Source organism: Rhodococcus sp. 27YEA6, from assembly GCF_044908235.1.
GTDB lineage: Bacteria > Actinomycetota > Actinomycetes > Mycobacteriales > Mycobacteriaceae > Rhodococcus_F > Rhodococcus_F qingshengii.
This window is the reverse complement of the sequence record NZ_JBIYCY010000006.1, coordinates 208,960-221,665: the sequence shown is the minus strand read 5'-3', so window position 1 is coordinate 221,665 and position 12,706 is coordinate 208,960. Positions and strand designations below refer to the sequence as shown.

At 62.2% G+C, this 12,706-nt stretch carries 13 protein-coding genes; 7 read left to right on the top strand and 6 right to left on the bottom strand.

The features are described from left to right. Nucleotides 1–164 precede the first annotated feature (164 nt). From aceA to ABH939_RS18345, 4 genes are all read left to right on the top strand, one after another. On the top strand, nt 165–1,454 hold the full coding sequence (gene aceA / locus ABH939_RS18360; RefSeq protein WP_003941533.1) for an isocitrate lyase: 1,290 nt from the start codon (nt 165–167) through the stop codon (nt 1,452–1,454). A gap of 184 nt (nt 1,455–1,638) precedes the next feature. Next, the gene (locus ABH939_RS18355) at nt 1,639–2,535 is read left to right on the top strand and encodes a 3-hydroxybutyryl-CoA dehydrogenase (protein WP_003941541.1); all 897 of its coding nucleotides are present in this window, start codon (nt 1,639–1,641) and stop codon (nt 2,533–2,535) included. Nucleotides 2,536–2,626: 91 nt separating this feature from the next. Continuing rightward, nucleotides 2,627–4,933 carry a 5-methyltetrahydropteroyltriglutamate--homocysteine S-methyltransferase gene (gene metE / locus ABH939_RS18350; RefSeq protein ID WP_003941510.1) on the top strand — a complete coding sequence of 769 codons (2,307 nt, stop codon included), beginning with the start codon at nt 2,627–2,629 and terminating at the stop codon, nt 4,931–4,933. A gap of 72 nt (nt 4,934–5,005) precedes the next feature. Continuing rightward, the gene (locus tag ABH939_RS18345; RefSeq protein WP_003941488.1) at nt 5,006–6,046 is read left to right on the top strand and encodes an NAD(P)-dependent alcohol dehydrogenase; all 1,041 of its coding nucleotides are present in this window, start codon (nt 5,006–5,008) and stop codon (nt 6,044–6,046) included. Nucleotides 6,047–6,083: 37 nt separating this feature from the next. Here ABH939_RS18345 and ABH939_RS18340 read toward each other — a convergent pair whose 3' ends face one another. Both ABH939_RS18340 and ABH939_RS18335 read right to left on the bottom strand, forming a co-directional pair. Continuing rightward, nucleotides 6,084–6,878 (bottom strand): RNA polymerase sigma factor SigF, encoded by a 795-nt coding sequence (locus ABH939_RS18340; protein WP_003941515.1) that lies wholly within the window; start codon nt 6,876–6,878, stop codon nt 6,084–6,086. After that, a complete protein-coding gene (locus tag ABH939_RS18335; RefSeq protein WP_003941553.1) occupies nt 6,875–7,306 on the bottom strand; it encodes an ATP-binding protein in 432 nt (143 codons plus the stop codon). The genes ABH939_RS18340 and ABH939_RS18335 overlap by 4 nt, the downstream gene beginning before the upstream one ends. Before the next feature lie 247 nt (nt 7,307–7,553). Here ABH939_RS18335 and ABH939_RS18330 point away from each other — a divergent pair, with 247 nt between their 5' ends. Then, the gene (locus ABH939_RS18330; RefSeq protein WP_308216553.1) at nt 7,554–8,141 is read left to right on the top strand and encodes an STAS domain-containing protein; all 588 of its coding nucleotides are present in this window, start codon (nt 7,554–7,556) and stop codon (nt 8,139–8,141) included. Nucleotides 8,142–8,196: 55 nt separating this feature from the next. On the opposite strand, the gene ABH939_RS18325 is transcribed toward ABH939_RS18330, so the two are convergent. Continuing rightward, the gene (locus ABH939_RS18325) at nt 8,197–9,465 is read right to left on the bottom strand and encodes a glycosyltransferase (protein ID WP_404649925.1); all 1,269 of its coding nucleotides are present in this window, start codon (nt 9,463–9,465) and stop codon (nt 8,197–8,199) included. A 120-nt stretch (nt 9,466–9,585) separates the two neighbouring features. On the opposite strand from ABH939_RS18325, the gene ABH939_RS18320 reads away from it, so the two are divergent. Beyond that, nucleotides 9,586–9,999: a DUF6292 family protein gene (locus tag ABH939_RS18320; protein WP_063314786.1), complete on the top strand. Its 414-nt coding sequence runs from the start codon at nt 9,586–9,588 to the stop codon at nt 9,997–9,999. A 22-nt stretch (nt 10,000–10,021) separates the two neighbouring features. Here the strand turns inward: ABH939_RS18320 and ABH939_RS18315 are convergent, their stop codons facing one another. Then, a complete protein-coding gene (locus tag ABH939_RS18315) occupies nt 10,022–10,591 on the bottom strand; it encodes a DUF2231 domain-containing protein (protein ID WP_007735369.1) in 570 nt (189 codons plus the stop codon). A 114-nt stretch (nt 10,592–10,705) separates the two neighbouring features. Between ABH939_RS18315 and ABH939_RS18310 the strand changes: the two genes are divergently transcribed. After that, entirely contained in the window at nt 10,706–10,927 is a 222-nt protein-coding gene (locus ABH939_RS18310) for a hypothetical protein (protein ID WP_039973486.1), read from the top strand. Between the two features lie 16 nt (nt 10,928–10,943). Here ABH939_RS18310 and ABH939_RS18305 read toward each other — a convergent pair whose 3' ends face one another. Together ABH939_RS18305 and ABH939_RS18300 are read right to left on the bottom strand one after the other, a co-directional pair. Further along, nucleotides 10,944–11,798, bottom strand: a complete 855-nt coding sequence (locus ABH939_RS18305; protein WP_054827968.1) for a polyphosphate kinase 2 family protein — start codon at nt 11,796–11,798, stop codon at nt 10,944–10,946. A gap of 57 nt (nt 11,799–11,855) precedes the next feature. After that, on the bottom strand, nt 11,856–12,590 hold the full coding sequence (locus ABH939_RS18300) for a TetR/AcrR family transcriptional regulator (RefSeq protein ID WP_003941527.1): 735 nt from the start codon (nt 12,588–12,590) through the stop codon (nt 11,856–11,858). Between the last annotated feature and the right edge of the window lie 116 nt (nt 12,591–12,706).

The window sequence follows — 12,706 nt, the reverse complement described above, 5'->3', positions numbered from 1 at the left end:
GTGTTGAAAAGGTAGCGAAGATTGGCATTAGCAACAGGTAGACGGCACTTTTTCGATGTGCCATTCTCGGTAAGTACACAAGAAGGGCCTGGCAAGTATGTGAAGTAGTACGCACGTACTGCTCACAACAGGCCGGACCAGCAGATCAAAGAGATGGAGTCTTGATGTCGACCACCGGCACCCCGAAGACCGCAGCTGAGCTCCAGCAGGATTGGGACACCAACCCTCGCTGGAAGGGCGTTACTCGTAACTACACGGCCGATCAGGTCGTCAAGCTCCAGGGCACCGTCGTCGAGGAGCAGACCCTCGCTCGTCGCGGATCCGAGATCCTGTGGGATCTCGTGAACAACGAGGACTACATCAACTCCCTCGGTGCACTTACCGGCAACATGGCTGTGCAGCAGGTTCGCGCCGGCCTGAAGGCCATCTACCTCTCCGGTTGGCAGGTTGCCGGCGATGCGAACCTCTCGGGCCACACGTACCCGGACCAGAGCCTCTACCCGGCCAACTCGGTTCCGACCGTCGTCCGTCGCATCAACAACGCACTGCTGCGCGCCGACGAGATCGCCAAGACCGAGGGTGACACCTCCGTCAGCAACTGGCTCGCTCCGATCGTCGCCGACGCCGAAGCCGGCTTCGGTGGCGCTCTCAACGCTTACGAGCTGCAGAAGGCCATGATCGGCGCCGGCGCTGCCGGTGTCCACTGGGAGGATCAGCTCGCTTCGGAGAAGAAGTGCGGCCACCTCGGCGGCAAGGTGCTCATCCCCACGCAGCAGCACATCCGCACCCTGACCTCGGCTCGCCTGGCTTCCGACGTTGCGGACGTTCCGTCCGTCATCATCGCCCGCACCGACGCTGAGGCTGCAACCCTCATCACCTCCGACGTGGACGAGCGCGACCGCCCGTTCCTCGACGGAACCCGCACGGCTGAAGGCTTCTACGGCGTCAAGAACGGCATCGAGCCCTGCATCGCTCGCGCCAAGGCTTACGCACCGTACGCAGACCTCATCTGGATGGAGACCGGCGTGCCGGATCTCGAGGTTGCAAAGAAGTTCGCCGAGTCCGTTCGCAGCGAATTCCCGGACCAGCTCCTGGCCTACAACTGCTCCCCTTCCTTCAACTGGAAGGCGCACCTGGACGACGCGACCATCGCGAAGTTCCAGAAGGAGCTCGGCGCAATGGGCTTCAAGTTCCAGTTCATCACGCTGGCCGGCTTCCACTCGCTCAACTACGGCATGTTCGACCTTGCCTACGGCTACGCCCGCGAAGGCATGACGGCATTCGTCGACCTGCAGGAGCGCGAGTTCAAGGCTGCCGAAGAGCGTGGCTTCACCGCCATCAAGCACCAGCGTGAGGTTGGCGCCGGCTACTTCGACACCATCGCCACCACCGTTGACCCCAACACCTCGACGGCAGCTCTCAAGGGCTCCACCGAAGAGGGACAGTTCCACTAAGAACTGACTTCGGGTGGGGGAGAGGCTCGGCTTCGGGTCTCTCCCCTGCTTGTATCACCGCACTACTTTCTCTCGTCTTCAAGGCAGTTCCGATTGCGTCGGCCACCAGCGTCGACGCAGTTCGAAGTGCTTGTTTTGCAACACCTTCACCAGACAAACTCCACGAGACAAACAAGGAGCTGACGTGACCAGCGAAAAAATTCAGCGCGTCGGCGTTATCGGCGCCGGAATCATGGGTGCCGGAATCGCCGAGGTGTGCGCCCGCGCACATGTCGATGTTCTGGTCTTCGAGCAGACTCGCGAGCTTGCAGCAGCCGGGCGTTCACGCATCCTGCGTTCGCTCGACCGCGGCGTGAGCAGCGGAAAGATCACAGAACGTGAGCGTGAGCAGGCCGCATGGCGTCTGCGTTTCACCTCCGATCTGGGAGATTTCGCGGACCGCCAGCTCGTCGTGGAGGCCGTCGTCGAAGACGAGAAGATCAAGAGCGAAATCTTCGCCGAGCTCGACGCGGTCGTGACGGACCCGGATGCGGTTCTCGCGTCCAACACGTCGTCGATCCCGATCATGAAGCTCGGCATCTCGACCAAGCGTCCCGAGCGAGTCATCGGCATGCACTTCTTCAACCCGGTTCCGGTTCTGCCGCTCGTCGAATTGGTGACGACGCTCAAGACCAGTGCCTCCGTCTCGCAGCGCGCCGAGGCTTTTGCCAGCGACATCCTCGGCAAGCAGGTCGTCCGCAGTGCCGACCGCTCCGGCTTCGTCGTCAACGCACTCCTGGTGCCGTACCTGCTCTCGGCGATCCGCATGGTCGAGTCGGGCTTCGCGACCAAGGAAGACATCGACAAGGCAACGGTTCTCGGCCTCGCGCACCCCATGGGTCCGCTGGCTCTGACGGACCTGGTCGGACTCGACACCGTCAAGTCCATCGCCGACTCCATGTACGAAGAGTTCAAGGAGCCGCTGTACTCCGCTCCGCCGCTGCTCCTGCGTATGGTCGAAGCCGGCTTGACCGGCAAGAAGTCCGGCGCGGGCTTCTACGAATACGCCGACAACGGTCGCTCCACCAAGCAGGCAAGCTAAGGCCCAACGCCCCTGTGCGCCTTTCTGGTAGTTCCGGCTACCACAAAGGCGCACAGGGCGCTCGCGCCCCTCGGTTAGAAAGGTCGACCGCATGTCCAGCAGCACTGCAGCATTCGGCTCCAGCGTCCTGGGGTATCCGCGCATCGGGCCGCGCCGTGAGCTCAAGCGCGCCCTCGAGTCCTACTGGCACGGCACTTCGGACAAGGACGCACTTCTCGCGGTCGCCAAGGAACTCCAGGAATCGACCTGGAGCGAATTGGCTGCGACGGGATTGAGCCAGGTTCCCGGCAACACCTTCTCCTTCTACGATCACGTGCTCGACAATGCGCTGCTCTTCGGCGCAGTGCCGGAGCGGTTCAAGCCGCTCGAGGGCGCCCTCGAGCCGCTCGATTTCTACTTCACGATGGCCCGCGGCCGCCCGGACTTCCCGCCTCTCGAGCTGGTGCGCTTCTTCGGTACGAACTACTACTACCGTCAGCCCGAGATCGACGCGAACACTGTGTTCTCGCTCAACTCGGATGCACTTCTCGACGAGTTCGAACGTGCGAAGGCGCGCGGCATCGAATTGCGCCCCGTCATCATGGGGCCCGTCTCGCTGCTTCTGCTTTCGAAGGTCGGACCTGCCACCGAGAAGTCCGATCCGAACTTCACCCCGCTCGACCTGTTGGACGCGCTCCTGCCCGAGTACGAGAAGCTCTTCGAGCAGCTCGCCAAGGCCGGTGCGACCTGTGTTCAGTTGGACGAGCCTTCGGTCACCGAGGACCGCACCCCCGAGGAGCTAGCCGCTCTGGGACGTGCGTACGAGAAGCTTTCGACGGCCCCGCTGCGCCCGCGCCTGTTGGTGACGGGTCCGTACGGCAAGTTCGGCGAAGCCCTCAACATCTTGGCGCCCACCAAGATCGAAGCCTTCGGTCTGGACCTGGTGCACGGCAAGATCACGGCCGAGGAACTGGCCGCGGTGCCGAACATCAAGCGCAAGCGCATCTACGCGGGCGTCGTCGACGGTCGCAACGTCTGGCGCGTCGACAGGTTCAACACCTTGACGTACCTGAACGAACTCAAAGACGTTGTGCCTGACCTCGTCGTCTCCACGTCGTCGTCGCTGCTGCACGTGCCGTACGACGTGCTCTCCGAGTACGACATTCCGGGAGACGTCGCAGACCGTCTGGCTTTTGCGAAGCAGAAGGTCGGCGAAGTCGTCTCACTGGCGAAGGCGCTCACCGAAGGTCCTTCGGACAAGTGGCGTAAGCGTCCGACGAAGGTGCACTTCAAGCTCAAGCACGCTGTCCGTGCTCGGGTGAACGCGATCAAGCCCGAAGATCGTGTGCGTGCACCGTACGAGGAGCGTCGTAAGGCTCAGCAGGAACGGTTGAATCTGCCGTTGGTGCCGGCCCAGACACTGGGTTCGTTCCCGCAGACCGACGCGATTCGCCAGGCTCGTTACGAACTCGGCCAGGGGCGTTTGGAGTGGGACGACTACTACAAGCGCATCCAGGAAGAGATCGAGCGCACAATCCGTCTGCAAGAGGACATCGGTCTCGATGTTTTCGTGCACGGCGAGCACGAGCGCAACGACATGGTCCAGTACTTCGCCGAACTGCTCGAGGGCTATGCCTTCACGCACAACGGTTGGGTTCAGGCCTACGGATCTCGGTGCACGCGTCCGCCGATCCTCTACGGCGACATCGCACGTCCGAAGCCGATGACGGTCGAGTGGATTGCGTACGCGCAGTCGCTGACCGACAAGCCGGTCAAGGGCATGCTGACGGGTCCGGTCACCATGATCGCCCGTTCGTTCGTTCGCCAGGATCAGCCGCTCTACGAAACGGCAGAGCAACTGGCACTTGTCATTCGAGACGAAATCGCGGATCTCGAAGCTGCCGGAATCGCCATCATCCAGGTGGACGAACCGGCAATTCGTGAACTGCTGCCACTGCGTGAGGACGGCCGGGAGGCCTACCTGGAGTGGGCCGTCGACGCGTTCCGTCTGGCAACAGGTGGAGCGAAGCCGGAAACACAGATCCACACACATTTGACGTACTCCGCTCGGTCGTCGGTGGTCGACGCCATCGAACGGTTGGACGCCGATGTGACGGCTATCGTCGCGACCCGCTCCATCACGTGGGTTCTCGAAGCACTCAAGGAAGGCGCGCTCACGCACGGCGTCGGCCCCGGTGTCTACGAATCTCGCTCGGCTCGGATTCCCGACATCGACGAACTCGACGAATTGCTCACTGAGGCAAGCGAATCGATCTCTCTCGATCGCTTGTGGGCAAACCCGGACGGCGGCCTCAAGACCCGCCATCCGTGGCAACTCGAGCCTTCGCTGCGCAATATGGTTGCGGCCGCGAGGCGCCTGCGTCGTCGGGCCGAGCAAGCCGAGCGCGACGCCGGGTAAGTCACGTAAAGAACAAGTCATGGAGGGGCCTGCGAGTTGCAGGTCCCTCCATGCACGGGTAGGCATGTGTGCATGGTTACTGCTGCTGCTTATGCCGCGACGTCCGCTGACGGTCCCCTCGAGAAGACCACTGTCGAACGCCGCGAGCTCGGTCCACTGGACATTCTCATCGACATCAAATTTGCCGGCATCTGCCATTCCGACATCCACACCGCTCGCAACGAGTGGGGCGGAGCCAAGTACCCGATCGTCCCCGGACACGAAATCGCCGGCGTCGTCGCCGCCGTGGGGTCCGATGTCACCAAGCACAAGGTCGGCGACCGAGTGGGCGTCGGCTGCTTCGTCGACTCGTGCGGGGAGTGCGACGCCTGCACCGCCGGTGAAGAGCAGTACTGCCGCAAGGGTGTGACGGGTACGTACAACGCCACCGGCCGCGACGGCGAGCGCACTCAGGGTGGCTACTCGACGCACATCGTCGTCACCGAGCACTTCGTGCTCTCGATCCCGGAGGGCATCGAACTCGACGTCGCAGCGCCGCTCCTGTGCGCGGGCATCACCTTGTACTCACCGCTGCGGCACTGGAACGCCGGCCCCGGCAAGAAGGTCGCCATCATCGGTTTCGGCGGCCTCGGGCACGTCGGCGTGAAGATCGCCAAGGCGCTCGGAGCGGAAGTCACCGTCCTGAGCCAGACGCTCGGCAAGAAAGACGACGGGCTTCGCCTCGGCGCCGATCACTACTACGCGACCAACGACCGTGAGACGTTCAAGGCTCTTCGCGGCGAGTTCGACCTGATCCTCAACACGGTCTCGGTCAACCTCGACATCGACGCCTACATGTCCTTGCTTGCCATCAACGGCACTCTCGTCGAACTCGGCCTGCCCGAGAAGCCGATCGAAGTTCGAGCATTCTCGCTCGCCGCAAACCGTCGTAGCCTCGCCGGTTCCATGGTCGGAGGTATCCCGCAGACACAGGAGATGCTCGACTTCTGCGCCGAGCACGGCATCGGCGCAGAAATCGAACTGATCCCGGCGAGCGACATCAACGACGCTTACGAGCGCGTGATCAAGAGCGACGTCCGATACCGATTCGTGATCGACACCGCAACGATCTGACCCGCCCGGTCCTGCTCAGTCGAATTGTTCGCGGAGCTCAGTCGAGTTGCTCGCGAAGATTACTCAATGTCTTCGCGAGCAACCTCGACACGTGCATCTGGGACACACCGACTTTCTCGGCGATCTGTGTCTGCGTCAGATTTCCGAAGAATCTGAGCATCAACACCGTCCGCTCTCGCTCGGGCAGCTTGTCGAGAAGCGGACGCAACGCCTCGTGATTCTCGACGTTCTCGAGAGCTGCGTCGTAGTCACCGAGTGTTTCCACGAGCGGGAGATCGTCGGTGTGATTGGACGCGGCACCGTCGACCGAGACCGTCTGATACGCGTTGCCGGCGATCAAGGCCTGGGCAACTTCTTCGCGTTCGATCCCCAACGTCTCGGCCAACTCGTCGACGGTCGGCGCGTGCCCGAGCTGTTGTGACAGCTCGCTGATGGCCTGCCCGAGTTGGAAGTGCAACTCCTTCATCCGGCGGGGAACCCGCAATGCCCAACCGGTGTCGCGGAAGTGTCGTCGAACCTCGCCCATCACGGTGGGAACTGCGAAGGAGACGAAATCGGATCCGCGCGTGGAATCGAAACGGTCGACGGCGTTGACCAGACCGAGACGCGCCACCTGAACCAGATCGTCGTGTGCCTCGCCACGACCGTCGAATCGTCTGGCGATGTGCTCGGCCAACGGTAGGCATCTGGTGATGAGTGCAGTGCGCACTCGTTCGTACTCCGGGCTGTGGGGCTCGAGGGTCCGCAGTTCCTCGAAAACTGGTATTACGTCCCGATATTCGTCGGTGGACCGCCGACGCGGGCGTGACGGGCCGTCTGCGGAAGCGGTCACAGGCGCCCGCTGAGGGCCTTGGTGAACTTCATGGTGGTGATGTAGCCGACGCCGCCGAGGTTCTCTTCCTGGTCGAGCGAAATCGAATCGGTGAGTTCGGTGAGGATGTGCCACCCGAACGAACGCTGACTGCTGTCCTCGTACTCCGTGGTCGTCGTGGACACGGACACGTGCAATTGCGGGGGCGTGAAGACGAACCGACACACCAGAACCGAATCAGGCGCAGCGCGAACGATCAGATGCGTACAGATTTCGTCCATGGCCAGTTTGATGTCGGCGATGGCGTCGAGGTCGAAGTTTTCCTGAATGGCAACGGTGGCGGCCAGTGCACGCAAAATCGACAGCTGATCGAGAGTCGCTTGAATCCTCAACTCCACAACTGGCTGAGTCTGATCCTGATCGGGCTCGAGTGCGCTGAGGTGTGCCATAAGTTCTCCGGATCGTCGTACCAGGGGTCGCGGTGAAGTCTGGTGCCGAGAACGATACCCATCCCGACCTTCACAGTGACCCCCGAACACGAAATTTGGTCGATGGTGGTGCCGGGGTAAACGACACGATTCTGCTCACGACCGTTGGCGATCGCAACATCGGATTACCTCGCGGAACCGCAGACCAAACCTCATTTTTGTTCGGAACACCGAAACGAATGGTCGCAACGCACTTGTGACGTCCGTCATGCTGGCGTACTGTTTCAAACCGAGGTTGAGCACACAGCCGATGAGGGATTTATCCGTATTTCTGGAGACCCGTTCATCGTGCGTCTCCTTCGGAGGTCCCTTCTCTTTTGCAGAGTGTAAACCGTTGCGGGATGGGAGAACCATGACTGTTGTTCCAGGATCATCTATTTCAGGCTTTACGAACGCGGCGAAGGGATCGGTAGACTACGGACCTCCCGCGACCGGGACAGCGACCGCATCGTTTCACGCGCACCGCATCAGTGCACACACCGCTGTGATCAAAGTTCGTGGTGAGATCGATCTGATGAGCGCCAATGCTTTTCGTGACTTCTTGACGTACCACGTGGCCGCGGACCGGACGCTGGTCGTCGATCTATCCGAACTCGAATTCATGGGGACGTGCGGCTTGTCCGTACTGTCGGTCCTGTCGACGCGATCACGCGACGTGGGCGGCACACTCGCGCTCGTCTGCGCCCGCCCGGTGCAAAGGTTGCTCAAAGCAGCTGGTCAGGAGTCGATGTTTGCCTGCTACGAGTCGCTCGATCATGCAATCGGACTCGAAGAGACCCGACGTTTCCCCGCTTGATCACGCAGTTTCAGTCCAAGCTTCGTGAAATTCAGTTTCGTAGAGCCCGTCAGCGTCAGTGCACGTCACTTCGGTGAGTGCCCTTGTGTTGGCGGGCTCTCGGCGGTGCTGTGACGCAGCGGCCGTAGGTGCGGACCACTTCGGTGGCGACGTGATCCCACGAATACGATTCGCACGCTCGGGCCCGGCTCTGCCGTGCAAACGCCGCGCCTTCGTCCTCGTCGTCGAGAAGATGGCGGACTGCGCGCGCGGTTTCCACCGGGTTGTTGACCGGGACCCGACGCCCGGTGAGTCCGTCGATCACCGTATCCCGCAGTCCGCCAACAGGAGTCGCGACTACGGGAACTCCGCACGCCATTGCTTCCAGTGCCGCGATTCCGAACGGTTCGTATCGAGGGGTGCACACGAGGGCGTCGGCCGATCGCATCAGTTTCGGTAGTTGGCGGTGCGGAACCCGTCCCAACAATTGGACTCGATCTGCGACGCCGAGGCGCTCGGCGAGCTTGACCAAGCGGATCGCCACTTCGTCGGTGCTCAGTTGCGCGACGGGTGGCCCGCCGATCACCACCAACTCCGTATCCGGCAGCGAAGCCAGCGCGGCGACGGCAACATCGAAGCCCTTCTGCTCCACCAGTCTTCCGACGCAGATCAATCGATGCGGTGCGGTTTTCTTCGCGGCGGGTCCCTCCGGGGTGAATGCTTCGGTGTCCACGCCCGAGGGCACCATCGTGGTCCGTGATCGTGGTGATCCCTGCCGGACCAGATCGAAGATTTCGTCCGAACTGGTCGCGATGACATGGGTTGCGCCCCTGGCGATCAACGGTTCCAGGTGAGTCCGCTCCGAGGGGCTGTCGTCGGCTGCTCCGAGGTGGCGGTGCGCCGCAGATCCCAGGGAATGGAATGTCTGAAGTACGGGGATGCCGAGCGATCGGGTCGCGAGTTCCGTTGCCACACCGGACATCCAGAAGTGCGAGTGCACCACATCGGGTCGGTCGGTACTCCACTGAGCGCGCAGAATGCTGGCAAAGGTTCCAAGGTGAGGGAGGATATCGGCATCCGGGAGAGCCTGCGTCGGGCCGGCCTCGAGATAGTCGACGGAGTACCCGGCGCGGGCGCGAACGCGGTCCGGCCCACCGACGTGGGCACGCCTGGTGAAGACGGTGACGTCGTGTCCGGCACGAACCAAGGCGGCAGACAGTTCGTCGACGTGCAGGTTCTGTGCACCGGCTGCCGAGCAGCCCACCGGTGCGAGTGGATCGGCGTTCACCGACACCATGGAGATCTTCAGCATTCGTCCGGGAGCCATAGCGGGCGAGTACTTCATCGGGTCCCCTCTCCACTTGATCGGTTCGTCTGGGGATACCCGGAGTCCGTGATCTGAACCGGGTTTCGACGCGGTCAGCGCTGGGCACATTCCAAACACGATGGCGAGGAGTGAGGTTCGATGACAGAACAAATGCTGGTCGACGCAACCGTCGGACTCGGGTTCGAGCGGTACGTACAACGGGTGGCGGTCGGTGTGGGGGCCGGCATCGAGCAGTGGTGTTGCAGGCGCGAGCACCCTCTGGAGGCTTACATCGCATTGGACCGAACTGTGCCGCGTTTCCCCGGGCGCGAGGTGGCTTTGCTGTGGGAGGAGACGTGCGGTTGGGCCCTGGCCGTGGAGACCAGATCAGGGGAGGACCTCATCGTTCTCGGATATCTGGGCGAACACGCAGTGCCGACCCCGGACGCCGTCGCCGATTTTGCCGCGACACTGGGCGCGCGCAGCCCACACTGGGTCATGAACAGACCATTGGCGGATTCGGACGAGACCGCGCGAGAACTGCGGAGCTACTCCGGAAGTGCTTACGCCTGAACAGTATCGAGGTCCGATCGGCTCAGTTGACTACATCCAGGATGGGATCGAGAACCGGAGTCGCTGCAGCCTCGACGGCCGGATCGTCCATTAGCTTGAAAACGATGTGACCACCGAGCGCGCCACCGACACCGACCGCGGTGAGCCCCAGCACCGACAGCACTCGCGCCAGCGCGAGTGAGTCCTTTCCGCGTAGCCTGTACGACGCCGCAAAAGACCAGATCCCCACTGCATTCGACGCCGCGTGCACCAGCCCCACTCGGCGTGCGACGTCGCCACGTTCGGACCAGTCCAGCCATCCCGTCAGCAAAGCCGGCGGAGTCGAAACCAATCCGAGCCCGATCAGCCGTCGTGCAGTCTGCGGATCGCCTAGAACATCGAAGATCAACGAAGCCGTCCACGCGCCCGCGGGAATGGTCACGAGGGCAGGATGGATGGGATGCCCGACGGCGGCGCCGCGCAGAAGTGCCGCGACAGTGCGCGATCGGTCGGATCGCTCCGTGATCTCGAGGATTCTGCGCCTGAGGCCAGTGGACGGACCGTCCAGTCCGCGAGCGGATTCGATTCCGCGATAAAGAGTTCCGATGTCCATGTAATTCGGCTACCCGGCGTAGACGTCGGGAAACCTCGAGGCGGCAGTGTCTTGTCGACCGTCATGCTCCGGCGTACGGTCGAAACGAAAGAGATCCGACCGGAGGAGCGAACGATGAAGCTCAATCTCTTTGCAGCGTGGGCGTCGTATTTCCTGGTGCTGGCCACAGTGGTCTGCCTCGGCAGTTTTCTGGTGGCGGCAGGTTCAGGCCAGGGTGGTTGGGCATTGATCGCCGGCCTCGCCGGCGTCGCGTGCATCGGCCTCGCGGTAGCCCTGTACGCCAGTACTGTGCGTCACGACCACAAAGTGCACCGCGAATCCCCACACCTGTTCTGATCAGGCCTGCTTCTGATCAAGACTGTGCGAGTCGTGCCTTCTCCGCCTCGATGTCGAAGTCGGCAGGGGGCCAGTCGAGATCGAGCTTTTCCAAAGCGTCGATCAGTAGCTCCGTGACCGCAATGCGGCTGTACCACTTCCGATCACACGGCACGACGTACCACGGCGCGTGCTCGGTCGACGTCTTGTCGAGCATTGCCTGATACGCCTGTTGATATGCAGGCCACAAACCGCGTTCGGTCACGTCGCCGGGGTTGTACTTCCAATACTTGTCCGGGCGGTCGAGACGTTCTTCGAGTCGCTTCTTCTGCTCGTCGAGCGAGACGAACATCGCGACTTTCACGATAGTGGTTCCGGCGTCGACGAGTTCCTTTTCGAACTGGTTGATCTCGTCGTAGCGCTTGCTCCAGACATCCTCCGGGACAAGATCGTGGACGCGCACTACCAGGACGTCCTCGTAGTGGGAGCGATCGAACACACCGAGATAGCCGCCGCGGGGGAGTTCCTTCTTGATCCGCCAAAGGTAGTGATGTTGCTTTTCCTCTTCGGTCGGGACGCCGAAGGCCGCGTGCTGAACTCCCGAAGGATCCACGTGACCGATCACGTGTCGGACCATGCCGCCCTTGCCTGCGGTGTCCATTCCTTGCAGAACCAGCAGGACTGAACGACTGTCCCCTGACCGGCCGTTGGCGTACAGCAACTCCTGCAGGTCGGACAGAACCGCGCCGCGCTCCTCGAGCAGACGTTCGCCGTCAGCTTTGTTTCCGGTGAATCCCGGAGTGCTGTTGCGATCGAGTTGATCGAGTTCGAACCCGGGCTCCGCCCGCAGGGTCTTGGCGGCCGGTGTTTCCCACAGCGAGTCTTGTGCCATGCCGAAAGAGTGCCACAGGATCGCGCCCGGCGGCTCGAAAGTTCGGTCTCGGGCGAGTCAGTCCTCGGCAGGCTTGACGAGGGGATGCGGAACCGACTTGAACTTGGCCGGTGATCCGTTGACCGCCGCTATGCCGGTGATGCCGCCCCACGTCATCATCGTGAGGTAGTCGATCAGCGATTCCGCGGACATCGACTTGTTGGAGATCCACCAGTGCGTCGCGAGCTGAATTCCGCCGACGATCCCGAACGCCCACGGCAGCGAACCGCCGGAATCCATCTCCATCTCGCGAAGACGATTGCCCAACACCGTGGAGAGCAATTCGGCGATCATGCGCTCGGAATCGGCAACGACGTCGCGGTTGGCGCCGGCGCCGTTGGCCATGACGTAGAGGTAGATGTCGGGGTCGGATGCCACCGTCTCGACGTATGCGGTGATGCTCGCCTGGGTGAGTTCGAAATCGTCGAGATCGCCACTGATCGCTTCGTAGATACGCGGCGACAGGATGGTCTCGACGTACCGCATCATCGTGGCGGTCGTGAGGTCGCTCTTGTCGGCGAAGTATCGGTAGAGCACGGTCTTGGAGACACCGATCTCGGACGCGATCTCGTCCATGCCGATCTCACGGCCGCGCGCGCGGATGGCGGCGATGGTGCCGTCGACGAGTTCCTCGCGGCGAGCGATCTTGTGCTCACGCCAACGACGCTTCCGACCGTCGGATTTCTCGGGCTTCGCATCAGCAACGACTGGGCCGTCTACCTGCTCGTTGTCCTGCACGGCATTCTTGGCCACGAGTCATCTCATATCTGTGGTGCGAGCCACGTCCGATCGGTCTACTTTCCGGTCCAGCTTAATGTCCGCGCCTTTATCTCGGGCACTCACATCCGCAGTTCGGGGGATTAGGTCCT

Coding starts and splice junctions, on each gene's coding strand:
- ABH939_RS18325 (WP_404649925.1), bottom strand. CDS start 9,465: ATGAAGTACTCGCCCGCTATGGCTCCCGGACGAATGCTGAAGATCTCC.
- ABH939_RS18330 (WP_308216553.1), top strand. CDS start 7,554: ATGCTGGCGTACTGTTTCAAACCGAGGTTGAGCACACAGCCGATGAGG.
- ABH939_RS18335 (WP_003941553.1), bottom strand. CDS start 7,306: ATGGCACACCTCAGCGCACTCGAGCCCGATCAGGATCAGACTCAGCCA.
- ABH939_RS18305 (WP_054827968.1), bottom strand. CDS start 11,798: ATGGCACAAGACTCGCTGTGGGAAACACCGGCCGCCAAGACCCTGCGG.
- ABH939_RS18345 (WP_003941488.1), top strand. CDS start 5,006: ATGGTTACTGCTGCTGCTTATGCCGCGACGTCCGCTGACGGTCCCCTC.
- ABH939_RS18315 (WP_007735369.1), bottom strand. CDS start 10,591: ATGGACATCGGAACTCTTTATCGCGGAATCGAATCCGCTCGCGGACTG.
- aceA (WP_003941533.1), top strand. CDS start 165: ATGTCGACCACCGGCACCCCGAAGACCGCAGCTGAGCTCCAGCAGGAT.
- ABH939_RS18320 (WP_063314786.1), top strand. CDS start 9,586: ATGACAGAACAAATGCTGGTCGACGCAACCGTCGGACTCGGGTTCGAG.
- metE (WP_003941510.1), top strand. CDS start 2,627: ATGTCCAGCAGCACTGCAGCATTCGGCTCCAGCGTCCTGGGGTATCCG.
- ABH939_RS18310 (WP_039973486.1), top strand. CDS start 10,706: ATGAAGCTCAATCTCTTTGCAGCGTGGGCGTCGTATTTCCTGGTGCTG.